This window comes from Dyella sp. OK584 (genome assembly GCF_057787755.1).
On record NZ_CM173542.1, the window covers coordinates 3515257 to 3539929 of the forward strand.

Annotated in this window: 21 protein-coding genes and 3 tRNA genes; 5 read left to right on the forward strand and 19 right to left on the reverse strand. The window is 62.5% G+C overall.

Going from position 1 to position 24673, the window contains the following annotated elements:
- Nucleotides 1-38: 38 nt before the first annotated feature.
- Nucleotides 39-2060 carry a hypothetical protein gene (locus AC3CBN_RS15915; protein ID WP_488633973.1) on the reverse strand — a complete coding sequence of 674 codons (2022 nt, stop codon included), beginning with the start codon at nt 2058-2060 and terminating at the stop codon, nt 39-41.
- A gap of 44 nt (nt 2061-2104) precedes the next feature.
- Between AC3CBN_RS15915 and AC3CBN_RS15920 the strand changes: the two genes are divergently transcribed.
- Complete coding sequence (locus AC3CBN_RS15920; RefSeq protein WP_488633974.1) at nt 2105-2857, forward strand: response regulator; 753 nt, start codon at nt 2105-2107, stop codon at nt 2855-2857.
- A gap of 75 nt (nt 2858-2932) precedes the next feature.
- Here AC3CBN_RS15920 and recO read toward each other — a convergent pair whose 3' ends face one another.
- From recO to AC3CBN_RS15975, 11 genes are all read right to left on the reverse strand, one after another.
- On the reverse strand, nt 2933-3643 hold the full coding sequence (recO, locus tag AC3CBN_RS15925; RefSeq protein ID WP_488633975.1) for a DNA repair protein RecO: 711 nt from the start codon (nt 3641-3643) through the stop codon (nt 2933-2935).
- A 73-nt stretch (nt 3644-3716) separates the two neighbouring features.
- Complete coding sequence (gene era / locus AC3CBN_RS15930) at nt 3717-4658, reverse strand: GTPase Era (protein WP_488633976.1); 942 nt, start codon at nt 4656-4658, stop codon at nt 3717-3719.
- A 168-nt stretch (nt 4659-4826) separates the two neighbouring features.
- On the reverse strand, nt 4827-5483 hold the full coding sequence (gene rnc, locus AC3CBN_RS15935) for a ribonuclease III (RefSeq protein WP_488633977.1): 657 nt from the start codon (nt 5481-5483) through the stop codon (nt 4827-4829).
- Between the two features lie 15 nt (nt 5484-5498).
- A complete protein-coding gene (locus AC3CBN_RS15940) occupies nt 5499-5879 on the reverse strand; it encodes a DUF4845 domain-containing protein (RefSeq protein ID WP_488633978.1) in 381 nt (126 codons plus the stop codon).
- Nucleotides 5880-6025: 146 nt separating this feature from the next.
- Nucleotides 6026-6928 carry a signal peptidase I gene (gene lepB, locus AC3CBN_RS15945; protein ID WP_488633979.1) on the reverse strand — a complete coding sequence of 301 codons (903 nt, stop codon included), beginning with the start codon at nt 6926-6928 and terminating at the stop codon, nt 6026-6028.
- Nucleotides 6929-6978: 50 nt separating this feature from the next.
- The gene (gene lepA, locus AC3CBN_RS15950) at nt 6979-8769 is read right to left on the reverse strand and encodes a translation elongation factor 4 (RefSeq protein WP_488633980.1); all 1791 of its coding nucleotides are present in this window, start codon (nt 8767-8769) and stop codon (nt 6979-6981) included.
- 187 nt (nt 8770-8956) lie between these two features.
- Nucleotides 8957-10441: a DegQ family serine endoprotease gene (locus tag AC3CBN_RS15955; protein WP_488633981.1), complete on the reverse strand. Its 1485-nt coding sequence runs from the start codon at nt 10439-10441 to the stop codon at nt 8957-8959.
- Nucleotides 10442-10554: 113 nt separating this feature from the next.
- On the reverse strand, nt 10555-11205 hold the full coding sequence (locus AC3CBN_RS15960) for a sigma-E factor negative regulatory protein (protein ID WP_488633982.1): 651 nt from the start codon (nt 11203-11205) through the stop codon (nt 10555-10557).
- Nucleotides 11202-11798: an RNA polymerase sigma factor RpoE gene (gene rpoE / locus AC3CBN_RS15965; RefSeq protein ID WP_488633983.1), complete on the reverse strand. Its 597-nt coding sequence runs from the start codon at nt 11796-11798 to the stop codon at nt 11202-11204. The genes AC3CBN_RS15960 and rpoE overlap by 4 nt, the downstream gene beginning before the upstream one ends.
- 285 nt (nt 11799-12083) lie before the next feature.
- Nucleotides 12084-14639, reverse strand: a complete 2556-nt coding sequence (locus AC3CBN_RS15970; RefSeq protein WP_488633984.1) for a putative bifunctional diguanylate cyclase/phosphodiesterase — start codon at nt 14637-14639, stop codon at nt 12084-12086.
- A 1-nt stretch (nt 14640) separates the two neighbouring features.
- Nucleotides 14641-15135 carry a hypothetical protein gene (locus tag AC3CBN_RS15975; protein ID WP_488633985.1) on the reverse strand — a complete coding sequence of 165 codons (495 nt, stop codon included), beginning with the start codon at nt 15133-15135 and terminating at the stop codon, nt 14641-14643.
- 204 nt (nt 15136-15339) lie between these two features.
- Between AC3CBN_RS15975 and AC3CBN_RS15980 the strand changes: the two genes are divergently transcribed.
- A complete protein-coding gene (locus tag AC3CBN_RS15980) occupies nt 15340-17439 on the forward strand; it encodes a 3-hydroxyacyl-CoA dehydrogenase NAD-binding domain-containing protein (RefSeq protein ID WP_488636753.1) in 2100 nt (699 codons plus the stop codon).
- Between the two features lie 81 nt (nt 17440-17520).
- Here AC3CBN_RS15980 and AC3CBN_RS15985 read toward each other — a convergent pair whose 3' ends face one another.
- The 5 genes from AC3CBN_RS15985 to AC3CBN_RS16005 all read right to left on the reverse strand — a co-directional run bounded on the left by AC3CBN_RS15985 (nt 17521) and on the right by AC3CBN_RS16005 (nt 22673).
- Nucleotides 17521-18120, reverse strand: coding sequence for a DUF2058 domain-containing protein (locus AC3CBN_RS15985; RefSeq protein ID WP_488633986.1), 600 nt, complete (start codon nt 18118-18120; stop codon nt 17521-17523).
- A 44-nt stretch (nt 18121-18164) separates the two neighbouring features.
- The gene (locus AC3CBN_RS15990; protein ID WP_488633987.1) at nt 18165-18383 is read right to left on the reverse strand and encodes a SlyX family protein; all 219 of its coding nucleotides are present in this window, start codon (nt 18381-18383) and stop codon (nt 18165-18167) included.
- 5 nt (nt 18384-18388) lie between these two features.
- The gene (locus AC3CBN_RS15995) at nt 18389-19726 is read right to left on the reverse strand and encodes a UDP-glucose dehydrogenase family protein (protein ID WP_488633988.1); all 1338 of its coding nucleotides are present in this window, start codon (nt 19724-19726) and stop codon (nt 18389-18391) included.
- A 182-nt stretch (nt 19727-19908) separates the two neighbouring features.
- On the reverse strand, nt 19909-20679 hold the full coding sequence (locus tag AC3CBN_RS16000; RefSeq protein ID WP_488633989.1) for an FKBP-type peptidyl-prolyl cis-trans isomerase: 771 nt from the start codon (nt 20677-20679) through the stop codon (nt 19909-19911).
- Between the two features lie 224 nt (nt 20680-20903).
- On the reverse strand, nt 20904-22673 hold the full coding sequence (locus AC3CBN_RS16005) for a cation:proton antiporter (protein WP_488633990.1): 1770 nt from the start codon (nt 22671-22673) through the stop codon (nt 20904-20906).
- A 241-nt stretch (nt 22674-22914) separates the two neighbouring features.
- Between AC3CBN_RS16005 and AC3CBN_RS16010 the strand changes: the two genes are divergently transcribed.
- The 3 genes from AC3CBN_RS16010 to AC3CBN_RS16020 all read left to right on the forward strand — a co-directional run bounded on the left by AC3CBN_RS16010 (nt 22915) and on the right by AC3CBN_RS16020 (nt 23190).
- Nucleotides 22915-22990, forward strand: a tRNA-Ala gene (locus AC3CBN_RS16010).
- Between the two features lie 11 nt (nt 22991-23001).
- Nucleotides 23002-23077: transfer RNA gene (locus AC3CBN_RS16015), tRNA-Glu, on the forward strand.
- 36 nt (nt 23078-23113) lie between these two features.
- A tRNA-Asp gene (locus tag AC3CBN_RS16020) sits at nt 23114-23190 on the forward strand.
- 152 nt (nt 23191-23342) lie between these two features.
- Here AC3CBN_RS16020 and AC3CBN_RS16025 read toward each other — a convergent pair.
- Both AC3CBN_RS16025 and ppsR read right to left on the reverse strand, forming a co-directional pair.
- Nucleotides 23343-23819 carry a DUF1249 domain-containing protein gene (locus AC3CBN_RS16025; RefSeq protein ID WP_488633991.1) on the reverse strand — a complete coding sequence of 159 codons (477 nt, stop codon included), beginning with the start codon at nt 23817-23819 and terminating at the stop codon, nt 23343-23345.
- Between the two features lie 16 nt (nt 23820-23835).
- A complete protein-coding gene (gene ppsR / locus AC3CBN_RS16030) occupies nt 23836-24651 on the reverse strand; it encodes a posphoenolpyruvate synthetase regulatory kinase/phosphorylase PpsR (RefSeq protein WP_488633992.1) in 816 nt (271 codons plus the stop codon).
- Nucleotides 24652-24673: the final 22 nt, after the last annotated feature.

Consider the following 24673-nt stretch of genomic DNA (forward strand, 5'->3'; position numbering starts at 1 on the left):
CTCCTTCGGGTGTGGATGCTCACGCAAGGTGAGTGTGCTCAGTGGACTTCCGGTCCGTTGCCTTCGATAGCGGTCTTGAGACGTCGCACCAGTGTGGGCCAGTCCACCTGCGTCTGGTGACCGATGACCTGCAAATGCGGCAGGCCGCTGCCTTCCACGATAGTGTAGCCATCCGCGCTGTCGTCCAGACCACCCATGTGGCAGACGGATGCCTGCAATGTGCAGTTCAATCCGATGCGCTTGTAACCAAAGGTCTTGAACAGCTTCAGCACAGCGCCCTGCAGTCCTGCCGCCATGCCGCCGCCACCGACTGCCGTGAGGTTGTTCACCGCTCGCTGGCTGATGCGACCGCCACTACCCGCCAGCATGTTGGCCTTGAACGCCACCGGATTCCAGTTGACCAGGCGCAGGTCGTCGATCGAGCCGTCCATGCGCCCGGTGATATTGCCGAAATCGAACACGCCGGTCATGGCAGCCAGATCAAGCTGCCGCACCTGCACGTCAGCGGCCAGCACCGGACTGGCGCCAAAGGGGCCTTGCAGGCTCAACTGTGTGATGTCGATGAAGCCATCGAAGACGTTCACCGAAAGACCGCCATCCAGTTCGAAGCGGTCATCGACCCAACGCAACGCGGGAATCGCTCCGCCGAGCGTACCCCGGAACTCGGGCCACCCCATGGCACGCGAAAACGCGGCCATGTCGATGCCGGTGAAGGTCATCGACGTTGACAGCCGACGTCCCTTCGCCGCGGCCGGTCGCCATTCGAAATCACCGATGCGCGCGCGACCGTTGAGCAACGGCACTTCGAGCGCATGCTGCATGCTCAGCGCACCGCCGCGGCTCTGCCAGCGCGACTGCGCGGCACCGTTGGCCATCCGATACACCTGCAGGCTCTGCCAGCCCAGCGATGTGGCCGGACGTTCGCCATCCACAGCCCAGTCCAGACCACCGCGCAGACCCTTTACGGCGAGCCGGCCTTCGGCGTCGGCCAGATCCAACCCATCCGTGTCGAAGGCAAAGCTGCGTAACCCGTTCGCTCCAATATCGAGATTGCCGCTGAGCTGACCGTCGATACGCATATCGCGCATGCCCAGCGTGGCCAGCCAAGCCTGGCCGTAGCGTTGGTAGGCCGCCGGGAATCGCGATTGCAACCGCTCAAGCTTGAGCTTCTGCAACTCACCCTTGGCGTTGAAGGCCATGGAGCCATCGAACTGCAGCGCGTCGGCATCGGCCACGCGCAGGCGCGGCAGGTCAATCGCGCCGTTTTGGGTTGCCGCCGACAGGCTCAGCTGCACGGGGTGATCGGGCAATCGGGCAAAAATGGGGCCTAGCAGCAGCTCGCCACCCCGCAGGCTTGCATCCAGGTCGATGCGCGAAGGACTGGTCGTACTGTCGAAGTTCAAGCGGCCGTTGCCATTGACGGCTTGGCCAGCCAGCGTGCCACTGGGAGTATCGAACCCGGCCGCGCTGAGCGCGAATTGCCCCGAGGCCTGGATCCCTTTGTCTGCCAGATCCAGCGCGATATCGGCGTCCAGCTTGCCGGCGGTGGCACGGCCTGCCCATATCGTGCTCAACAGCCCCTGCAGCCAAACCGTAGGTACGCCCTTGAGACTGATCTGGGCATGGGTGGGCTGGTCCAGCGGCAAAGCGGTGCTGGCTTGTGCCTGCCCCTGGGCAATGTTGATCTCCAGTGTGTTGGCCGCCTCGTCCACGACCATCCCCACGGTGGCATTGCCCAGCGCATTGCCTGGCGCACCTGACAGCTGCATCGCGCCGTCGAACAGCCAGCGCATGTGGGTATCGCGCTGCAGGGTGCCCTGCAGGTCGACATTCACCCGCTTCCAGCCCATCGCAGGCACTTCGGCCTTGACCGCACGCAGGCTCAGCTTCAATCCGCCCTGCCCGTCCTCTCCGATACGCGCCTGGGCGTCCTGCATCTTCAGGCCGGGCAGGCTCACGATCTTGGCGCCAATCGCCACGTCCGCTCGCGCAGGCGGCATCCATCCCACCCAAAACAGGATGCCGAGACTGAGCAATAGGTGGCTTGATGTGGGGCGCATGACGCGCCATTCTGCCAAAATCAGCTGAACGACACGGACTAGTCATGTTCAACACGCCTTCCAGCGACCCTTCGCGCGCCTCCGGCGCCCCCGAAACCGTCCGCGCCCTGGTGGCCGACGACGACCCCACCAGCCGCCTTTTCCTGGTCGAAGCCTTGCGCAGCCTTGGCCTGGAGGCACAGGCCTGCGATGACGGCCCTGCTGCCATCGCCCTGGCTCACGAAGAGGCCTTCGACCTGTTGCTGCTGGATTGCCGCATGCCAGGCGCCGGCGCGGAAGAAGTGCTGGCCACCCTGCGCCATGATCCGGCAGCCCGCTCCAGCGACTGCACCGCCGTAGCCACCAGCGCCGAGATGGACGCGACGGAACGACAGCGCCTGCTGTCGGCCGAATTCAGCGAGGTGCTGCAGAAGCCCTGCAACCTGGCAGACCTGCGGCGCATTCTTGCGCTCGTACAGGCCGGCGCCTCGGCCATGCCGCTGCTCGACGACGCCCAGGCCGTTGCGACCATGGGCGACGCCGATGTGGTGAAAGCCATGCGCACGCTGCTGCGGGCCGAACTGGCTGGCCTCTACCAGGACCTGGATGTGCTGCGCGATGACCCTGAAGCCTTTGCTGGAAGGCTGCACCGCCTGCGCTCGTCCTGCGGCTTTTGCGGTGCGACAGCGTTGGCCGCGCAGGCTACCTCGCTGCAGCGTCACCTCAAGCTGGGTCACTCAGGCTCACTGGCACCGCTAAAGCGTTTTAGCAGAGCGCTGCTGGCCACCATCGAGGCGCTGGAAATGCATTCGACCTGAAGCGTCTGCGCCTGTCAGGCACGCTGCTGGAGCGGAGTGATTAAATTCGTCGCGCCGTTCAAACGCAGGGGCCACTCAGCGCCGCGACATCGCCGCGCCCAGCACATGCCATGCATGCAGTTCTCCACCACCGAGATGGAAGCGGATTACTTCGCGCATCATGGTCCGCAATGCCGACAAGCCGGCGACGTCAGGCATGCGGTCCTGCGCAAGCGCAAGCAGATCACTACCGCGAAGCGCGTGCGCCGTACCCGGCCGGCACGGCGATGGACCTAGTTCGACCTGGTAGCGATAGAGCTGACCCGCATCTACTGGCTCGCCGGACTCAGCCTCAAACTGCAGCTGTAGTGCATAGCCAATGGCCTCGAGCAGGTCGCGCTCAAAGCGCCGCAGGCTCCAGGCCATGGATTCCGGCCCCGCCAATCTCGGCAACGTCCGCGCATAGGCCTCGAACAGCTCAGGCTGCGGATCCTGGCGACCGGTCAGGCGGACCACCAGTTCATTGAGGTAAAGGCCCGCCAACCCGGCGTCGCCCACGAGGCGCTGCGGCGTCCCCATGCCCTCCGCGCCCAGCAGGGTGGCAAGTTCGCCGCGAAACAGCAGATCCAGTGCCAGTGACTGGAAAGGTTCCAGCTGAGCTCGCTGCAGGCGGGCACGCTCACGCCGTACGCCGCGCGCAACCACGCCAATGCGGCCATGATCGCGGGTCAGGCATTCGAGCAACATCGACGTCTCGCGGTAGGGCCGCGAATGGAGGACATAGGCCGGTTGCTGCTCAATGCGCATGAGAGACTTTGGTCGGAGAACGAAGTCGGTTCAAGTTGCGCCGGCAACGGCCACGCCTCCTTGTTGCCGATGCTTAATCCGTATAACCGAATTTCTTCAGCATGGTCTCGTCATCGACCCAACCCTCACGCACCTTCACCCACAGGCGCAGGAACACTTTGCGCTCGAAGGTACGCTCCATATGACGTCGCGCGGCGCTGCCGATGACCTTTAGCTGAGCACCGCCATTGCCGATCACGATGGCCTTCTGACCATCGCGTTCGACCCAAATCACGGCATGAATCTCGGCCACGCCGTCGGGGCGATCCTGGAACTGTTCGATCTCCACCGTGGTGGCGTACGGCAGTTCCTGGTCCAGGCGCAGCATCAGCTGTTCGCGCACCATCTCGGCGGCAAGGAAGCGCTCGCTGCGATCGGTGACCTCGTCCTCACCGTATACCGGCGGCTGCACCGGAAGGCGCTTGAGGATGCCCAGCTCCAGCTCCTTCAGGCCATTTTGCTTGAGCGCGCTGACGTAGTACACGTCGTCGAAATGGTGGCGCGTCATCAGATCCGCCACGAACGGCAGCATGGTCGCCTTCTCCTTGGCGAGATCCACCTTGTTGATGACCAGCAGGCGCGGCACTTTCTGCTCGACCAGGGCCTCATAGAGCGCCTCGTCCTCATCCGTCCAACGGCCGGCCTCGATCACTTGCACAACCACATCGACCTCGCTGATCGCTGAGCGCGCGGCGCGATTGAGGCTGCGGTTCATCGCACGCTTGGCCCCCCGATGCAGGCCCGGCGTATCGACATACATGATCTGGCCGGCTTCGCTGGTGGCAATACCCAGGATGCGGTGGCGCGTGGTCTGCGGTCGCGGACTGACGATCGACAGGCGAAAGCCGATCAGCGCGTTCAGCAAGGTCGACTTGCCCACGTTGGGCCGACCTGCCAGCGCCACGGTGCCGCAGCGGAAATCGTCGTGAGGAAGCTCGGCAGGGGCGCCGAGGTCGAGATCGTCATTGTCGTTCATGGTCAAAGCCTGTTCGGTTTTCCCCATGGCAGGCCGGCATCCGCGGGCAGCTCGAGCGGGGAACAAGGGGAAGTGTATGTCTTTGATGGCGCTCAGTGATAACGCCATCGTGATGACCCGGTCATCCGGATCAAGCGGTCAACGAGGCCGGCCAGGCCGGCGATACCATCAGCCCTGCAGTTCCTGCAATTGGCTTAGCACCGTCTCCGCGGCGTCCTGTTCGGCCGCCCGACGGCTATTACCGCGCCCCTCGGCCCGGATTGGGGCGGGCTCGGTGATCTGGCAAGCAACGTCAAACGTCTTGGCGTGATCTTCGCCGTGGCTGTCGATCAGGTCGTACTGCGGCAAAGGCCAGCCTCGCGCCTGTACAAGCTCCTGAAGGCGCGTCTTGGCATCCTTGGACGACCGCGGGATGGCTGCGACCAGCGGCTCGAACAGCGCACGCACGACGCTGCGGCATTCGCCAAACCCGGCGTCGAGGTAAACCGCCGCAACCAGTGCCTCAAAAGCATCAGCCAGGATGGAGTCCCGGCGGAAGCCACCGCTCTTGAGCTCACCGGAGCCCAGCTTCAGCTCGTCACCCAGCTCCAACTCTCGGGCAATGACCGCCAGCGCCTGGCCATTGACCAGCTGGGCACGCAGACGTGAAAGCTCACCTTCGCTTGCGTTCGGGTGAGCTTCGTAAAGCAGCTCGGCGACTAGTACACCCAGGAGTGCGTCGCCGAGGAACTCCAGCCGCTCGTTGTTTGGCTTGCCCGCGCTGCGATGAGTCAGCGCGAGCTGCGCGAGTGCCGAGTCACGGAAGCGGTATGCCAGCTTGGTCAAATCGTAAGCCTGTGCTTATCCACCGATATTGCCCTGCAGCGCGACACTCTTCTCGAAATGCAGCAGGAAGTCGATGTTGTACAAAAACGGGACGCGCTTGTCGTAGCTGATATTCAGCTGCGCAGCGTTGGCAGAGCGCTTGATCGTGATGTCCTTGGGCTTGATGGTGGCGTCATCCACGTACTGAAAGTTCATCTTGAACATGAGGTCGCGGCGGAGGTCATCCAGCGTCTTGCCTTCCACGCCGCTGCTGGCCACCTGGTTCATGGCCTTGTTGACGCCCATGAACTCGGCATAGGCCGGTACCAATTTCATGGCCATATAGCCGAAGAAAGCCGCAATGACCAACACGAACAAGAACCCGATAAGAGTGATGCCCGACTGCTTCGATTTCATAGTCCCCTCGCTATGCCGCCGTGCGGCGATATCCAGCCTATGGGCACCAGCCGCCGGCGTGTTCCGGCGGTCAGGGCCGCGCGCTCATTGTTGCCGCAACTGACCGTGGCCGTCACCGATATTCGGTCAACGACGGTCACGCTTTTTCAATGTATGACCGTGCCCATGCGATGGAAGGCCACGCCCGAGCCGGTCCAGCTCAGCCAGATCAGAAACGCCTTGCCGGCCAGGTTCTGCTCCGGCAAGCAGCCCCACCAGCGGCTGTCGGTGCTGTTGTACCGGTTATCGCCCATGGCCAGGTAGCAGCCCTGAGGCACCACCAAGGGCACTCGTGCGTTGGGTAGCGGCGGCGGGATGGCGTAGTTGGGCATGCGGGCAGTCAGATGATTGACCACGCCGCCCTGGCCATTCGGCAAGTGCTCGTTCCACAAAGTTGCACCCATTTCCAGCATCAAGCGCGACTCCGGGCGCTTGGGGTCGCCCTCGTAGGGGCCAACCAGATCAGCCGACACCGGCTCGCCATTGACCAGCAACTGGTCGCCGCGCATCTCCACGCGATCGCCCGGCATGCCGATGATGCGCTTGATCCAGTTCTGACTTGGCACCGGCGCATGCGGATCGGAACAGCTTTGATCGCCACTGCGCACCAGCTTGCCGCCGTCCTCGCACAGGTAACCCGGGAAGCGGAACACCACTACGTCGCCTCGCTTGGGTTCACCGAGGCTCAGAAATTTGTTGTTGAAGGCCGGCATGCGCAGGCCATAAGAGAATTTGTTTACCAGGATGAAATCACCGACGTCCAGCGTCGGCATCATCGAGCCGGAAGGAATGCGGAACGGCTCGGCCACGAACGAACGCAGCAGCAGCACGACCAATACCACCGGAAACAGCGAGCGCGACCAGTCCACCAGCACCGGCTCGCGTATCTCGGCGCCAGCCGCTTCGGCCTTGGCCTTGCGCTGCTTGTAGAAGAACAGGCGGTCCAGACCCCACACCACGCCGAACGCGACGGTGAGGCCAAGCAGAATCGCCGAGAAATCGAAATCCATGCCCTACTCCAAGGTTGCTCGGCGTGGGGAACGCCGAATCCGCAGGTTTATTATTTGTCCACCTTCAATACGGCAAGGAAGGCTTCCTGTGGGATTTCCACACGGCCGACCATCTTCATGCGCTTCTTGCCTTCCTTCTGCTTCTCCAGCAGCTTCTTCTTACGGCTGACGTCGCCGCCATAACACTTGGCCAAAACGTTCTTGCGCAGGGCTTTCACCGTGGAGCGCGCGACGACTTGCGCGCCGATCGCCGCCTGGATGGCCACATCGAATTGCTGCCGCGGAATCAGCTCCTTCATGCGCTCGACCAGATCACGGCCACGACGCTCGGCATGAACGCGATGCAGGATGAGGCTCAATGCATCCACACGGTCACCGTTGATCAGCACGTCCACGCGCACGAACGGACCGGCTTCGAAGCGCTCGAAGTGGTAGTCCATCGAAGCGTAGCCACGCGAGACCGACTTCAAACGGTCGAAGAAATCCAGCACCACTTCGGCCAGTGGGATCTCGTAGCTGATCTGCACCTGGGTAGCCAGATACTGGATGGAACGCTGCACGCCGCGCTTCTCTTCGCATAACGTGATGACGTTGCCGATGTAATCTGGCGGCGTAAGGATATTGGCGACGATGATCGGCTCCCGGATCTCTTCGATCAGATGCGCCGCCGGCAGCTTGGCCGGGTTGTCCAGCAACATCACCGAGCCGTCGCTCTTGAGGATTTCGTACACCACCGTCGGTGCCGTGGTGACCAGATCCAAGTCGTATTCGCGCTCCAGGCGTTCCTGCACGATTTCCATGTGCAGCAAGCCCAGGAAGCCGCAACGGAAACCAAAGCCCATCGCCTCGGAGCTTTCCGGCTCGAAGAACATCGCCGCATCGTTGAGGCGCAGCTTGTCGAGAGCTTCGCGCAGAGCCGGATAGTCGTCCGCCGAAACCGGGAACAAGCCGGCGAACACGCGCGGCTGCATGGTCTGGAAACCTGGCAACGGCTTGTCAGCAGGCTTGCCTGCCTGAGTCAGGGTGTCGCCGACCGGGGCGCCATGCACATCCTTGATCGACGCAGTGAGCCAGCCCACCTCGCCCGATGAGAGTTTTTCCAGCTTCTTGCGCTTGGGCGTGAATACGCCGACCTCGCCCACTTCGTGAGCGCGACCGGTGGACATCACCAGCAGTTTGTCGCCCGGACGGATGTCGCCCTGCATCACGCGTACCAGCGATACCACGCCCAGATAGTTGTCGAACCACGAGTCAATGATCAGCGCCTGCAGTCGATCAGTGTCGCCCGGCTGCGGCGGCGGGATGCGCGCCACGATCGCTTCCAGCACTTCGACCACGTTCTGGCCGGTCTTGGCGCTGACGGCTACCGCGTCGTCTGCATCGATACCAATGACGGCCTCGATCTCGCCCTTCACCTTTTCCGGATCGGCGGTGGGCAGGTCGATCTTGTTGAGCACCGGCACGACTTCCAGGCCCATCTCCACCGCCGTGTAGCAGTTGGCGACGGATTGCGCCTCCACGCCCTGAGCGGCATCCACCACCAGCAGCGCACCCTCGCACGCGGCCAGCGAACGACTGACCTCATAGGAGAAGTCGACGTGACCTGGGGTGTCGATGAAGTTGAGCTGGTAGGTTTTGCCGTTGCGCGCCGTGTACGGCAGCGACACCGACTGCGCCTTGATGGTGATGCCGCGCTCGCGCTCGATCGGATTGTTGTCGAGCACCTGCGCCTCCATCTCGCGCTCGGTCAGACCACCGCAGATCTGGATGATGCGGTCGGCAAGTGTCGATTTGCCGTGATCGATGTGGGCGATGATGGAGAAGTTTCGGATCAGTTCCATGGAGCACGCTGGTTGCGTTCACTACCTTGCGCGGCGCGCAGGCAGCGTATCACCGGGCTGGTGATACGAACCCAGCATTATCGCATGGAACCGGTGCCGGCCGGGGATGCGCCGGCACCAAACCACCCTGGCCGGCAAACCCCGGCTTTTGCCGGGGCCCATCACCCTTCAGTCGCCGTCGCGGCCCTTATTCGTCCTTGCTACCTGGCACCGTCAACCCAATGAAGCCGCTCTGGTCACCATGACGGACCAGCAGCAGCACCGTGTCACCCGGCTTGGCTTCCTTGGTTGCTTCACGGAATGCGGCGGCGCTGCCAACCTTTTTCTGATTGACCATCAGGATCACATCCCCCGGCTGCAGGCCAGCGCGAGCAGCCACCGGACCGGTGACATTGCTGACGCCGACGCCCTCGCCGGTCTTGAGTCCCATCTGCTGACGGGAATCGCTATCCAAGTCCTGCACGGAGAGTCCAAGTGCGCTGGCGCCGACGTGGGCAGCGGGCTTGTCCATGTTGGCGGAGGCTAGCACCGCGTTCTTGTCGCGAGGCATTTCACCGACGGTGACGTTGACGTCCTGCTTCTTGCCATCGCGCAAGATCTGCACAGCGGCCTTGCTGCCAGGCGTGGTTTGTCCTACCAGCGGTGGCAAATCAGCACTCTGGTTGATGCTCTGACCGTTGTAGGCAAGGATCACGTCGCCCGGACGCAAGCCAGCCTTTTCGGCAGCACTGCCCGGCGTCACCTGGGTCACCGCCGCGCCCGAGGCGTTGTCCAGCTTGAACGCCTTGACCATGTCGTCGCTGATCGGCTGAACGATGACGCCGAGCTGGCCACGGGAGACGTAACCCTTCTCCTTGATCTGTTTGACCACATTCATGGCCACATCGATCGGAATGGAAAACGCGACGCCCTGGTAGCCGCCGGTATTGGAATAGATCTGCGAATTCACGCCGACCACGCGGCCCTGCAGGTCGAATAGCGGACCGCCGGAATTGCCGCGATTGATCGGCACGTCAGTCTGGATGAAAGAGGTATAAGGCTGATCCTGACTGCCCAGGTTGCGGCCGACAGCGCTAACGATGCCCTGCGTCACCGTGTAGTCGAAACCGAACGGCGAACCAATGGCCAGCACCCACTGACCCGCCTTGAGCGCGCGCGAATCGCCAATGCTCACCGCGGGCAGATTGCCCTTGGCATCGACCTTGAGCAGGGCAATGTCGTATTGCGGATCACTGCCCACCACCTTGGCGGTGAGGGTACGGTGATCCTGCAGGCGTACGGTCACCGTGTCTGCACCCTCCACGACGTGACTGTTGGTGAGAATGTAGCCGTCGCCAGAGATGACGAAACCCGAACCCAGTGAAGTGCGCTGCTGTTCCTCGGGCGAAGGCACCGTCGGCATGCCGAAGAAGCGCCGAAACATCTCCATTTGCGGATCATCGTCATCGGGCATGTCCGGCACGCCGCGTGCGCCGGCGCGGCCCTTGGCCATCTTCTTCCCGCCGTACTTGGCTTCAACATGCACGACTGCCGGTGCATTCTTCTGCACGATGCCCGTGAAGTCGGGCAGGCTCGATACGGCAGGCGTGGCGCTCTGAGCCTGCACGGCACCAGCCAGGGCCAGACTCAGCAGGACTCCGTACGACAGCGTGCGCAGGGCAAATCGTTTCATCGATTCCTCCGTGGTGTTTCACGCGCACGCCCTACCGACCCGGTGGACGGGTTGGCATGGACATGCGGTGTCTGGAAAGGGCGAGGCCGCGGCAACGAACACACGGCCATGCATCATTGGGCGCTAGTAGGCGCCTGCGCCGAAGGCTGCTGCGCCTGATCGGGATGAATCAGCAACAAATAGCGGCCATCACCATTGCTGCCGGGATAACGCCCCACGCGATACGGCGACAGACTATTGCGCGAATAAAGCAGCGTGCTGTTGTCGCCTTCAAGCGTTGCCGAAGCCTGTTGGCTCAACTTATAAGGCGAATCGGCATAAGCATTGACCCACGGCGGCGCCACAACCGGTGCCTCTGAACGCGCCACCTGCGCGCCACTGTCTATACCTGTCGCTTTCGATGGAGCGGAAGCCACCTGCGGCGAGAGGTGATCTGCCTGGCCAGCCGGCTGCGCGACCATCAGGGCAGCCACCGCCACACTGGCGGCAATGGCGCCACCGGCGGACCAGTGCAACCAATGCCGACGCTTGCCGTGCACCACAACGCTTTCCTGCTCGATCGCCTCCATGACGCGGGCCGCGAAGCCCTGCGAAGCCAGCGGGGGAAGCTGGCGGAGCAAGCCATCACGCGCCACGTGGTAGCGCGACCACGCCTGCTGCAGCGTGGCATCGTGGTCGATTCGCCGCAGGAGGAAGCGCAGCTCCTCCTTCGACAGCTGACCATCCATGCCGGCAGAAAGGTTTTCGCGTTGGTTTTCAGTCATGGGGTTTTGTCCTCGCGGTCGGACAGCAGTGGCCGCAGTTTTTCATCGATAGCTTCGCGTGCCCGAAAGATACGTGAACGTACCGTACCGATCGGACAACCCATCGCTTCGGCGATTTCCTCGTAACTCAAGCCATCCACCTCACGCAGGGTAATCGCAGTCCGCAATTCCTCGGGCAGCGATTGGACAGTGGAAAATACGGTTTGTTCAATTTCTTGCCGCATCAGCTCGCGCTCAGGTGTGGCGGTCTCCTGCATGCGGTCTGCACCGGGCACAAAAGCGGCATCGTCGATGGCGATGTCGTCTGTTGGTGGGCGGCGCCCCATGGCGACCAGATGGTTCTTGGCCGTGTTGACGGCAATCTTGTACAGCCAAGTATAGAAAGCACTCTCGCCACGAAACGAACCGATGGCACGCCAGGCGCGGATGAATGCCTCCTGAGCGATGTCCTCGCTTTCGCTGTAGTTCTTCACATAGCGCGAAACCAGCCCGATGACCTTGTGCTGGTACTTGCGCACCAACAGGTCAAAAGCCCGCTTGTCCCCTTGTTGGACGCGCTCGACTAGCGCGCTGTCCAGTTCATTTTCGCCCATCCGGGCCATCTCCTTCGTCGATATTGCCACGCGCCTCGGGATGCCTAAGGAATGGGAGCGAGTTGCTCAGACAAGCACAACGCGTCCTAGTTCAGCATGCCGGCGTACGTTTACCAAGCCCCAATGGGGGCGACGCCAAATTGGGGTCGCCCTGATGGGAACGCACAGATGCACAAGAAGCGCACCGGCATCATTCGCGAATAACTCCCCCCGCAGCCGCGTCCATCGGGCACATCAGGCACCCGACCTCATTTCCGATATGGGGTTTGGGACGAGCCGCGCAAGTCAGGCGGCAGTGCCGCTGACGCCAGCCAGCAGGCGCTGGCGCTCCAGCAAGAGTTTCTCAAAGGCTGGCTGAGGCAAGGGGCGACAAAACAGGAAGCCCTGCAGCTCATCGCAATGATTGGCGCGCAGGAACTGCATGTGCTGTTCGGTTTCCACGCCTTCCGCGACCACGCCGCGCTTGAGGCGGTGTGCCATTTCGATGGTGGCGCGGACGATGGCCTCGTCATCCGGATCGACACCGATATTACGCACGAAGCTCTGGTCGATCTTGATGCGGTCCGCGGGTAGCTTGCGCAGGTAATCCAGCGAGGCGGCACCCGTACCGAAGTCGTCAATGGCGATACGGCAACCCAGGCGGTGCAGGCCCTGCAGGTTCTCCACCAGATTGGGCGCGGCCTTGATGCTGATGCTCTCGGTCACTTCCATTTCCAGCAGATTCGCATCCAGCCCGCTTTCATCTAGTGCCGAGGCCACGATCTCAAGCAGGTTGGGCTGCATCAGCTGCACTGCCGAGAGGTTCACGCCCAGGCGCAAACCCAGGCCGAAACGACGCTCCCATTCCTGGGCGTGGCGGCATGCGGTTCGCAGCACCCACTCGCCGATCGAAACGATAAGGCCGGTTTCCTCTGCCAACGGAATGAAGAAGCCTGGACCAATGAAACCAAGCTCCGGGTGCTCCCAGCGCACCAGAGCCTCCATGCCCACGATGTCTTCGCTCTCTGCATCCACCTGCGGCTGATAGAACACGCGCAGCTCGCCCTTGTGTTCAGCGTGGCGAAGACCTGACTTCAATGCGAGATTCTGCTGCTGCGATTGCTCGGCGCTGCCCTCGAAGATCTGATAGTTGTTGCGACCGAGGCTCTTGGCCGCGTACATGGCTTCGTCAGCATGCTTGAGCAGGGTTTCCGCATCAGGAGCATCGTCAGGGAAGAAGCTCACGCCGATGGATGCGGTGACCTGCAGCTCGGTACCGTCGTCGATGCGCAACGGCGCGCCCATCACTTGCACGATTTTCTCGGCGATGCGCAGCACGTCTTCGTTCTTGACGATGTGGCGCAAGATCACCACAAACTCATCGCCGGCATAACGCGCCACCGTATCGGACGCGCGCACCGTGCCGCGCAGGCGCTGCGTAGTGGTAAGCAGTACCTGGTCACCCACTGCATGACCTAGCGTGTCGTTGATGGTCTTGAAGCGATCAAGGTCCACGAACAACAGAGCGAACGATTCACCCGTACGGTTGGCCTCGCGGATGACCGTGTCCAGACGGTCGTTGAACAGCAGGCGATTAGGCAACCCAGTGAGCGCATCCAGCAGGCCTTCCGCACGCCCCTGCTCTCGGGTGTGGCGCAATTCCAGAGCGTGCGCGAAACGGGACGATGCGCAACGCAGCAAAGGCTGGACGATGGCGAGCGCCGGCAACGGTTGACGAGTGCCGACCAGCAATGCGCCAAGTACCGTGCGGCGCTCGTCCTGCAGCGGCCATCCGGCAAACCCTGCCAATCCGAGTTGTTCGAGCAGTGGATCCATCGGGGCGAGTCGCGCTGCATCGGCCTGATGCAACATAGCCTGCCCCGACAGCACCAGGCGCAACGAGCTCTGCAGATGCGGGCCGGGCCAGAGCTGCTCCTCGCCGCGCCAGTACTGCACCAACTGCAACGGAGCCGCACCCTCATCGGGTCGGGCCGACCACACGGCGACGTAATCCAACCCCATTTCTTCGTAGAGCAGTCGCGCCGCCTCGGCAATACCTTCATCGCCGCTGCCAGCGCTGAACATGCGCGACAGCAGAGCCAAGGCCACGTCGGCCCGTGCACCCGCACGATCGCTACGAAATACCAGGGCCACGGCATCGCGGCCCGCGTGCCTGATCGCGCGCGCGCTTGCCTGACCGCTCTCCACGCCACGCGCCGAACGTCGACGGCCGGCATGCCAGCGCCGCGAACCTTCGGCGAACACCTGCTCGGCTTGGACTTCCGCAAAGGCGAGCACGTCTTGCAGCGGCCGGCCACGCAACTCGTGATCGCCAAGCCCGCTGTTTCTGGCCACGGCGGGACTGTATTCGAGAATCCGGCTTCGAGCGGGGTCAACGATCAGCCATTCGTCGTCGACTTCGTCAAAGGCAAAACGGTAGTCGCCGTCGCTCATCGCTGGCCGATTACCCTGCGCAACGGCAGGGACCGCTCTTTGGAGCCGCTGCCAGCGCGCCAATAGTTCATGCTCGATCTGAGAGGCGAAGAGCCAGTCGGCCATGCCTGCAGGCAGCACCGTAGGCTTGAGCACGGCGCCATCATCCAGCACAGCGATCAGCGGTGCCTGGGCACAGGCGGGCAGGCTACGAAGCACTTCGATGCCAGCCACGGCTTCGCGCCCATCGCCATCGAACACCATCACGATCAACGCCAGCGCCGCCCGCCCTTCCAGCAGAATGCCCGCATGAGTGGCATCGCGAGCCGAATGGACCACGAAATGCCCGTCGCGATCGAACGTGTCGAACAGCGCCCGGCGCAGCTCCCGCTGCGCGGCTATTACCAGAATGCCCGCAGAGACCGTCACGTCAGAGCAGCCACTGGCCGTCGCGCAGGCGCGGACGCTGCGCCGGCTCGGGCTGGCAGCTCAGCCGGACCAGCACGTCGTTAAAGCTCGCAACCAACGTATCGGGGGGATCGAGCAAAACGATGCGCCGCACATGACCTGTCGTGGCGCGGGCGAGTTGTCGCAACAGAGTGGCATCACCCATCGCCAGGGGCAGCGGCAGACGCTGCAGCAGGTACACGCCAAAGTGATTGCTCTGCTGCATATAGCGCAACGCGATACTGAGCCGTTGCGAGCCAGGCAGCCCAACGTGCTCCTCACGCAGATTGCCCAGCCCGATTTCCGGGTTCCACAGGTAGACCGCCTGCCCGCTTCGCCGTACCAACGGGCGCAGCTGCCCGATGAAGCCGACTTCTTCGCCGCCCTCGAGCGCGACCAAGTTGCCGCGCGCAGCCAGGATGCGCTCAAGGATCTCGGCGCCAGCTTGGCCGGCCGGGGGGGCGATAGCGGTGCTCATTCCGACTTAAATTACGTGGTCTCGGTGCGTTCGCATAGGTCAGATGCGAGCCTTGCCCGATTCCGTGACGTATTTCATGCAATAGCGCACAGGACACGGTTTTACGGGATCTTCATGATTGCCCCCCAAGGGCCCCAAGCTGTCTCGCAATCCTCGCTACGGGAAGGTATGGTGCGAAGCTTCCCGGTCACCCCTGTCACCCTTATGTTCGAAGGATTGCGCTTCAATCACTGGAAGACGAGCCTGGATGACAGCGGCATCGTCACCCTCTCCCTCGACCGCGCCGGCAGCAATGTCAACGCCATTTCGCGCGAGGTTCTGGACGAGCTGGGTCAGATCGTCGAGCGTTTGGCCATTGAGAAGCCCGCAGGCGTGCTGATCCACTCTGCCAAGCCCTTTGGCTTTGCGGTGGGCGCGGATATCAAGGAATTCGTGACTTACGCCCAGCACGGCACCGTGCTGGAGAACATCGAGAACGGCCAGCGCGTGTTCGAATCGCTGGCCCGCTTGCCATGCCCCACGGTGGCCGCCGTCCACGGCGCCTGCATGGGTGGTGGCACCGAACTGGTCCTGGCCTGTCGTCAACGCATTGCCGCCGATGACGATAAGACTCGCATCGGGCTCCCCGAGGTGATGCTTGGTATCCATCCTGGCTGGGGTGGCTCCGCCCGTCTGCCGCGCCTGATCGGCGCCACCGAGGCGCTGCCAGTCATGCTTACCGGCAAGGCATTGTCGGCCAAGCGGGCGCTGGCCCTGGGCGTCGTCGACCGCCTGGCGCCGCCGGCCGAATTACTGGCGGAAGCGCGCGCACTGCTGCGTCGCCCACATGCGCGACCATTCGCGTTGCGCGCCAGTGCCTGGGCCACCAACACCTGGCTGGCCCGGCAGATCCTGGCCCCGATGGTGATCAAGCAGACCGCCGCCAAGGTGCGCAAGGAACACTACCCCGCGCCTTTCGCCCTGATCGACGTGTGGAAGCGCGGCGGCTCCAGCATCCAGCAGCGACTGAAGCTGGAGGCGCGCTCGGTAGCGAAGCTGGCGGAGACTTCCACCGCCCAGAACCTGATCCGCATCTTCTTCCTGCAGGAACGCCTGAAGGGCCAAGGCAGCGGCATCGAGCACGGCATCAAGCACGTGCACGTGGTGGGCGCCGGTGTGATGGGCGGCGACATCGCGGCGTGGGCGGCCTTCAAGGGTTTCGAAGTGACCCTGCAGGACCGCGAGATGAAGTACATCCAGCCCGCACTGGATCGCGCGCGCCAACTCTACGAGAAGAAGCTGAAGACAGCCGACAAGGTGGAGGCCACCACGCGCCGGCTGCGTGCCGATGTCGAAGGCAAGGGCGTAGCTACCGCCGACCTCGCCATTGAGGCGATCTACGAAAACACCGAGGCGAAGAAGGCGCTGTACGCCAGCATCGAACCGCAGTTCCAGTCCAACGAACTGCTGGCCACCAATACCTCCAGCATTCCGCTTGACGAACTGCGCGTGGGTTTGAAGGCGCCACAGCGATTCCTTGGCCTGCATTTCTTCAACCCCGTGGCACAGATGCCGCTGGTGGAAGTGGTGCGCCACGATCAGCTCGACGCCGACGTGGAGAAGCGCGCCCTCGCCTTCTGTAATGCCATCGGCAAACTCCCGGTGGCGGTGAAGGGCACGCCGGGCTTTTTGGTCAACCGCATCCTGATGCCCTATCTGCTCGAAGCGATGCGCCTGTACAGCGAAGGTGTGCCAGGTCCGGTGCTGGATAAGGAAGCCAAGAAGTTCGGTATGCCGATGGGCCCCATAGAACTGGCCGACACGGTGGGTCTGGATGTCTGCGCATCAGTGGGCAAGGAGCTGGCGCCCTTCCTCGGACTGGAGCTGCCGCCCGGGCTGGATGACAAGTTGACGGCCGGCAAACGCGGTAAGAAGGACGGCCAGGGCATCTATGTCTGGCAGGACGGTAAACCACAGAAGCCGGAAGTGGATCCGGACTATGTCGTCCCGGCCGACCTGCAGGATCGGATGATCCTGCCCATGGTCAACGAAGCCGTGGCCTGCCTCGCCGACGGCGTGGTCGACGATGCCGACCTGCTCGACGCTGGCGTGATCTTTGGTACCGGCTTCGCGCCTTTCCGTGGCGGCCCGATCCAGTACGTGCGTGCCGAAGGCGCTACTGTCGTCAAGGGCAAGTTGGAACGCCTGGCACAACGCTATGGCGAACGGTTCTCTCCCAAGAATGGCTGGGATCTCGCCACGCTCACCCAGACGGGTTTCGAACTGCCCGTCAGCGCCACGCAGACGGAAGACACCGAAGCCTGATCGTCAGCTGCAACGCCAAACGAAAACGCCCGGCTTTCGCCGGGCGTTTTTTTATGTGTAACCCGATGCCAGCAGTGTGGATCACCACATCAAGTCATCCGGTACACCATCCTCGCCGACGCCGGTGCTGCCCGGCTCAACCAGCAACGCCAACTGATGCGCATCGATGTCACGCACCTGCTCGGCGAGCTCGCGCGTCACCAGTAGGTAACGACCTTGCTGCTGCACCACACACAGCTCGCCGGCATTGAGTGCCGCAAGTTGCTCGGCATCGACATGCACACGCCGGATCTTTCCGCCGTATTCGAAATGCCGCACATGGTCGACGTCCACCTTGTTGAGCGTCTTGCCTTCCAGCAACTGCTGGATCTTCAACTTGCGCTCGCGGCGCAGACGCGCTTCTTCGGCCGCCGCCTGCTCAGCCCGCTTGCGCTCGTTCGCTTCCGTCTGGGCTCGGATCGCGTAGGCCTTGGCCAGGTCGATCTCGCCCTGGGTCTTGCCCTGCGTTGCCTTGTGCGGCGACTGCTGTTTGTGATGCGGAGGCTTTCCAGCGTGCTTCTGGAACGGCGGCTTGCCACCTTTAGGCGAAGGGCCGCCTTGAGGCGCAGTTTGACGCTTCTCTTCGCGGACCTGTTTGACGATGCCTGTCTTGAGCAGTTGATCGCGCAGGGATTCGGCCATGTTCGGAACTCGCTTGCGTAGTACGGGTATGGGTGATGTTGCGATCAATAGTGCGGCGGCGGCGGTTCGCTGTGCGGGTCGTGCCCCTGAGAGAGCCGCATCGTGGACAGCTCGCTACGAAGATCGCGAATGATCCGTTCAAGAGCCACCAAACGCATCGCCTGCTCCGCGTCCGCAGCCGCCAGGGCATTCACCGTGTCGTCGATGAAGGTGAGCCGCACTTCGAGTTCGGTCAATCGTTGCAGGAGCGAAGCATCGGACATTTTCTTCAACGCCTCAGGCTACGACCACGGCCGATGCCGTAATAGGCCAGGCCGGCTTCCTCCACCGCGGCGGGGTCGTACAGGTTGCGGCCGTCGAAGATGGCGGGGCTGCTCAACATCGAGCGAATGCGCACGAAATCGGGGCTGCGGAACGCCTTCCACTCGGTGACGATGGCCAGCACGTCGGCACCGTCGAGTGCCTGGTATGCACCGTCGCACAGCACGAGATCGTTGCGATCACCGTAGATGCGATGCGTCTCGACGCGCGCCTCAGGATCGAACGCTCGCACCTTGGCGCCCGCCTGCCATAGCGCTTCCATCAGGTTGCGGCTGGATGCCTCGCGCATGTCGTCGGTGTTCGGCTTGAACGCCAGGCCCCACAGCGCAATCGTCTTGCCCCTCAACTCGCCTTCAAAGTGGCGTGCGATCAGCTCGAACAGCTTTGTCTTCTGGTCGTGATTAACCGCCTCGACCGCGCCCAGCAACCGCGCGTCGTAGCCGACGCCGCGCGCCGTGCGCTCCAGCGCCTGCACGTCCTTGGGGAAACACGAGCCGCCGTAACCGGCGCCCGGGTAGATGAAGTGGTAGCCGATGCGCGGATCCGAACCGATGCCCTGGCGCACCAGCTCCACGTCCGCGCCCACGCGTTCCGCGATGTTGGCGATCTCGTTCATGAAACTGATCTTGGTGGCCAGCATGGCGTTGGCCGCGTACTTGGTCAGCTCGGCCGAGCGCTCGTCCATCACCACGGTGCGCTCGTGATTGCGGTTGAACGGCGCGTACAGCTTGCGCAGCACATTCACCGCACGCTCGCTGGAGCTGCCGATGATGATGCGATCGGGACGCAGGCAGTCTTCCACTGCGTCGCCTTCCTTCAGGAATTCCGGATTGGAAACGACATCGAATTCCACCGTCGCGCCGCGCTTGGCCAGCTCGCCTGCAATCGCCTCGCGCACACGATCGGCCGTGCCCACCGGCACCGTCGACTTGTTGACCACCACCGTATAGCGGTCGATGTGTTGGCCGATGGTACGGGCCACGCTCAGCACGTACTTGAGATCCGCGCTGCCGTCCTCGTCAGGTGGCGTACCCACCGCGATAAAGACAACCTGACCGTGCTCGATGCCGGGTGCCGGGTCGGTGGTGAAATTCAGCTGCCCGCTGGCGTGATTGCGCTTGACGATGGGCTCCAGGCCCGGCTCATAGATGGGAATCTCGCCCTGTGTGAGGCGAGCTACCTTGCCTGCATCGATATCGACGCAGATCACATGGTTGCCCATTTCTGCCAGGCAGGCGCCGGTGACCAAACCCACATAACCGGTGCCAAAAATGGTGACCTTCATTGTCGCAAGAACTCCCAGAGGCAAGATGCGGGATTCTAGCAGGCTGCGCGCTGGGACAGTCCCTTACGGAGGTCGGCGCCAGCCATGTCGGGGGCATCACACCGCACAGCCAGTCAGCAAAAAAACGGGGCGCGAATTGCTTCGCGCCCCGTGGATACAGCTATGAAACGACCAGTCGACGATTACTTCGCGCCGCCAGCCTGCTCACCGGCCGGCGACGGACCGGTCTTGACCAGGGTCACGTCGAAGATGATCGTCGAGTTCGGCGGGAAGCCGTTCTGCGGCTGTGCGCCATAGGCGATGGTCGACGGGATGAAGAGCTTGTAGTGGCCGCCAACCTGCATCAACTGAATGCCTTCGCGGAAGCCCGGGATCACGCCAGCCAGCGGAATAGAGGCTGCGCCACCACCCTCATGCTTGGCCGAGTCGTCGAACACTTCGCCACTGACGAAGCTGCCGACATAGTTGACCTGCACGGTGTCGTTCGGACCCGGACGAGCACCCGTACCCTGGCTGATCACCTGGTACTGCAGACCCGAGGCGGTGCTCTTCACGCCAGCAGCGGCCTTGTTCTTGGCGAGGAAGGCATCGCCCTCCGTCTTGTTCTTGGCAGCGACCTGGGTGTACTCGGCCTTGGCCTTGGCCTGCAGGTTTGCCACGAAGGCGTCACGAACCTGCTTGGCTTCAGCCTCACTCATGGTCGGCTTCTGGCCCGACAGGGCGGACTGCAGTGCGCGGGCCACGGTGGCCGGATCCACTTCCTCGCGGACCAGCGGCGGCAGCGAGCTAGCCAGATCCCAGCCAACCACATAGCTGGCCTTGGTCTTGTCGACTGCGGCCGGAGCGGCCGCGGGGGCAGCGGACTTCGCGGCCTGTGCGTGCACGCCAGCGGTCATGCCCAGTGCAACAGCGAGCGCGGCCGCCGTCAGCGTGGGGCGCAGAAAATGCTTCATGTGGAACTCCCTCGTATTGGATTTGCCGGCGCTACCGGACTTAAGCCCCCCCGATGGAGGCAGGCCCCGCATTGTGCGGCGCTTGTCGAGTCTTGGCAACGATGTGCAGGCTAGGACCGTCAGGCCTGATTAAAAGTTCACAAATACGGTTCTGCGGCGTGTTTTTTTACGATTTGTGCACACTGTCTCATGCACGTCGCTACCGCCGGCCTGACCAAAACTCTTCACACATGCCCATCATCCGAGCGTCCAGGCTTATCCAGCGTGTCGCGCAATGCTGCCTGCAGGCGGGCATGTACCTGCACCAGACCGCGCCAGAGCAACCAGGCCAGCAGCAAGAGCACCAACACCAGCACCAACGCAACCTCGCGCGGCGGCAGGATGGTTGAAGCCAGCGCTGCGACCAACAAGCCCAGCACCCACATGGTCGCCAGCGGAATGAATCGAGCCAGTACGGCGCGGATACGCATGTTGTAGGCACCGCCGATGCGCTCGGGGATGCTCAGTTCTGCAAGCAGCATGCCCAGCGCTGAGGCCTTTCGATAGGCCGCCACGATCATCGGCAGCGATACCAAAGCCGCGATCGACCACGCCAGGCTGCGCTTGACCTGAGGCCGGCCGGCGAGGAAATCCCAGTGGAAGAAGCCGCGTCGATAGAGATAGGACATGATCAGGAAAGCGGCCACGACCAGCATCATGTTGATGATCACGTGCCACACCAAGCGCCGGATCATTTTCGCCACGATCGCACCCTGCCCGCTCAGACTGAGGTTACCCATCCAGTCGGTGTAAGCGCGCAGGAGGCTGGACAGTCCCTGAGGCAGACCACGACCAAGCGCGCTGGCCAATGGGTCGGACGCGCGAATCAGGTAAGGCGTCAGGAAGGTGGTGATAGCAGAGACAGCCACGGCCACCGGATACAGAAAACCACTTGTGACTTTGAGACTCAGGCCCAGCGACGCGATCACGAAAGAAAACTCGCCGATCTGTGCCAGGCCCATGCCAACACGCAACGACGTGCGTCCATCGTTGCCGGCGACGAACGTGCCGAAACTGCAGGTCACCACCTTGCCCAGCACAACCACAGCCGTCACGACCAGGATCGGACCCCAGTACTGCGTGAGCATCGCCGGGTCGATCAACATGCCGATCGCCACGAAAAAGACCGCACTGAACATGTCGCGCACCGGGCCGATGATGCGCTCGATGCGCTCCACGTTTTCCGACTCACCCACGATCGCGCCGATCATGAAAGCACCGAGCGCAATGCTGTAACCCATCTCGGTTACCAGCAGGCAGAAACCGAAGCAGAGGCCCAATACGGCCACCAGGAGCACGTCGTCGCGACTGATGCGGGCAATGTAGTCGACCACGCGCGGCACCAGCAGCAGGCCGACCACCAGCGACACCGCCATGAACAGCGTGAGGCGCCCGACCGCGTTCATGGCCTCGCCGGCCTCCAGTCCGCCGGTACTGGCGATACCGGTAAGCAGGGCCATCAATACGATGGCCAGCACATCCTCGACGATAAGAATGCCGAACATCAGCTGGGCGAAACGCTCACGCTTGAGGTTCAGGTCGTCGAGCGCCTTCATGATGATCGTGGTCGAGGACATCGATAGCATGGCACCGAGGAACAGTGCGTCCATCGAAGTCCAGCCGAAGAACCGACCGATCTCATAGCCCAGCCAAAGCATCAGCACGATTTCGCAGACCGCCGCCACCAGCGCTGCGCCGCCGACCTCGCGCAGCTTCTTCAGACTGAACTCAAGGCCCAGTGCGAACAGCAGCAGGACCATGCCCAGATCTGACAGCGTCCGGATGGTCTGCTCGTCATGGATGAAGACCACGGGAAACGTATGAGGCCCAACCAGCACACCAGCGATGATGTATCCGAGCACGACCGGCTGACGCAGCCGCTGGAAGATCACCGTCGTCAGGCCCGCGATCAACATGACGGTCGCGAGGTCCTGGATGAAGTGCAGATCGTGCATCGACAAAATCCGTGGGGACGTCGGGCAAGACTAACAATCGAGCACGAGATGCACAGCCCCGCGCAACGAAGTTGGTCGCTTATATCGATGAGGGACACATCAATCGATCAGGCACGGCTTTGCCGGATAGACGTAAATGCCTGTTGCTATTCATTCGTGAAAATTATTTGATAAATTTTCGTCGCGAATGCTTGACGAAAACGCAATCCCAACCTATTCTTTCGGGCTTCCAGAGGCACACGGGGCCATAGCTCAGCTGGGAGAGCGCCTGCATGGCATGCAGGAGGTCGGCGGTTCGATCCCGCCTGGCTCCACCAAACTTAGACACGTCCCCATCGTCTAGAGGCCTAGGACATCACCCTTTCACGGTGGCGACCGGGGTTCGAATCCCCGTGGGGACGCCAAGTTTGGTACTTGGTTGTGAAGCTGGAAAAAAATGTGGAGCGGTAGTTCAGTCGGTTAGAATGCTGGCCTGTCACGCCGGAGGTCGCGGGTTCGAGTCCCGTCCGCTCCGCCACTTTACGAAGAACCCGCCGTTGGCGGGTTTTTTGTTGCCTACAAAAAGCCCAACGGGCCCTTTCCCACAGCCTCGGCTGCCAGATGCACCCCATCGGCGAAAGTCTGTGGAACGAGGACCGCGTGACATAGCAGTCGCCAAACGGCGCACGTCTATCCGACGGGATGATCTTCCTGCCGCTCAAGCGTCCCCTTCGAATGCCCCTGCTCCGCCAGGTATTCCAGCCAGCGCGAGAGGAATCCGTTCATACGCAACCGATGCTGCAACACAGTATGCGCGGGTGGAAACGGCCCAAGCACCTGCCACAGGTGCCGCCCAGGGTGGCAATGCAGCGCCTCGGCCACGTGCGCATCGGTGTACATGCGCAATTGCGCGGACGGCGATGGCTGCCCGGTGTTAGCGTCGACGAAGTTGTAGGTGAGCTCCAGCTCCAGCGTGTACGGGTGCCGCTCCTGCACCTGCAGCCGCACATCCAGCCCATCGTCCACGCTGGATACGTAGAACCCCGGCGGCAGCTCCTGCGGCGCAAAGAGCTTGGCCAGCCGATGATAGTTCTCCGCGTAAAGCCCCATCAGGAAGCCGAAGCGTCCCGGCAACAAGGCATTGCGGCTGTCCAGTACGGCGCTCATGGGCGGTAATGACTCCTCAGAACATGGTCCGTTCAATACCGAAGCGGTCGAAGATCTTGCTGGCGATCTCCTCGATGGAGACGTGCGTTGTGTTGAGGCTGGGAATGCTTTCGCGGCGCATCAGTTTGTCCGCCTGCGAAAGCTCCCAGCGACACTGCTCCAATGTCGCATAACGACTGTTAGCGCGCCGCTGCTCGCGAATCTGCGCCAACCGCTGAGGATCGATGGTGAGACCGAACAGGCGATCCTTATAGGGGCGCAGACGCGCCGGTAGTTCGAGCTTGTCCAGGTCGTCGTCGGTCAACGGATAATTGGCGGCGCTGACCCCGTAATGCAAGGCCATGTACAGGCAGGTGGGCGTCTTGCCCGATCGAGACACGCCGACCAGGATCAGGTCGGCCTGGGCATAGTCCACATCAATACCGTCGTCATGTGACAACGCGTAGTTGGTGGCATTGATGCGCGCTTCGTATTTGTCGAAGTCAACCAGGCCGTGCGAGCGATTCACCGCACCGGAGCGCTTGGCACCCAGCTCTTCTTCCAAAGATCCGATGAACGGCGCGAATACGTCGATCATCAGCGCCCCGCTCGCGGCCACGATCTCGCAGAGATCGCGCGACGCCATGGTATTGACCACAATCGGCCGATCGCCGGTCTGGGCATAACGTGTCTTTATGCGCAGCGCGGCCGCCTCGGCTTTATGCGCGTCATCGACGAACGGCAGGCGATGCTTGTCGAACTGGACCCCTTCAAATTGGGCCAGGATGCTGTTGCCGATAGTCTCGGCGGTAATACCAGTGGAATCTGAGATAAAAAAAACGGTTCGCTGCATGGGTAAACCGAAGCCCCTGACT

Coding starts and splice junctions, on each gene's coding strand:
- lepA (WP_488633980.1), bottom strand. CDS start 8,769: ATGGAACTGATCCGAAACTTCTCCATCATCGCCCACATCGATCACGGC.
- rpoE (WP_488633983.1), bottom strand. CDS start 11,798: ATGGGCGAAAATGAACTGGACAGCGCGCTAGTCGAGCGCGTCCAACAA.
- recO (WP_488633975.1), bottom strand. CDS start 3,643: ATGCGCATTGAGCAGCAACCGGCCTATGTCCTCCATTCGCGGCCCTAC.
- AC3CBN_RS15915 (WP_488633973.1), bottom strand. CDS start 2,060: ATGCGCCCCACATCAAGCCACCTATTGCTCAGTCTCGGCATCCTGTTT.
- AC3CBN_RS16025 (WP_488633991.1), bottom strand. CDS start 23,819: ATGAGCGCCGTACTGGACAGCCGCAATGCCTTGTTGCCGGGACGCTTC.
- AC3CBN_RS15975 (WP_488633985.1), bottom strand. CDS start 15,135: ATGAGCACCGCTATCGCCCCCCCGGCCGGCCAAGCTGGCGCCGAGATC.
- AC3CBN_RS15980 (WP_488636753.1), top strand. CDS start 15,340: ATGTTCGAAGGATTGCGCTTCAATCACTGGAAGACGAGCCTGGATGAC.
- AC3CBN_RS15955 (WP_488633981.1), bottom strand. CDS start 10,441: ATGAAACGATTTGCCCTGCGCACGCTGTCGTACGGAGTCCTGCTGAGT.
- AC3CBN_RS15985 (WP_488633986.1), bottom strand. CDS start 18,120: ATGGCCGAATCCCTGCGCGATCAACTGCTCAAGACAGGCATCGTCAAA.
- AC3CBN_RS16005 (WP_488633990.1), bottom strand. CDS start 22,673: ATGCACGATCTGCACTTCATCCAGGACCTCGCGACCGTCATGTTGATC.
- AC3CBN_RS15960 (WP_488633982.1), bottom strand. CDS start 11,205: ATGACTGAAAACCAACGCGAAAACCTTTCTGCCGGCATGGATGGTCAG.
- AC3CBN_RS15990 (WP_488633987.1), bottom strand. CDS start 18,383: ATGTCCGATGCTTCGCTCCTGCAACGATTGACCGAACTCGAAGTGCGG.
- AC3CBN_RS15940 (WP_488633978.1), bottom strand. CDS start 5,879: ATGAAATCGAAGCAGTCGGGCATCACTCTTATCGGGTTCTTGTTCGTG.
- lepB (WP_488633979.1), bottom strand. CDS start 6,928: ATGGATTTCGATTTCTCGGCGATTCTGCTTGGCCTCACCGTCGCGTTC.
- AC3CBN_RS16000 (WP_488633989.1), bottom strand. CDS start 20,679: ATGAAGCATTTTCTGCGCCCCACGCTGACGGCGGCCGCGCTCGCTGTT.
- AC3CBN_RS15995 (WP_488633988.1), bottom strand. CDS start 19,726: ATGAAGGTCACCATTTTTGGCACCGGTTATGTGGGTTTGGTCACCGGC.
- AC3CBN_RS15920 (WP_488633974.1), top strand. CDS start 2,105: ATGTTCAACACGCCTTCCAGCGACCCTTCGCGCGCCTCCGGCGCCCCC.
- era (WP_488633976.1), bottom strand. CDS start 4,658: ATGAACGACAATGACGATCTCGACCTCGGCGCCCCTGCCGAGCTTCCT.
- ppsR (WP_488633992.1), bottom strand. CDS start 24,651: ATGCAGCGAACCGTTTTTTTTATCTCAGATTCCACTGGTATTACCGCC.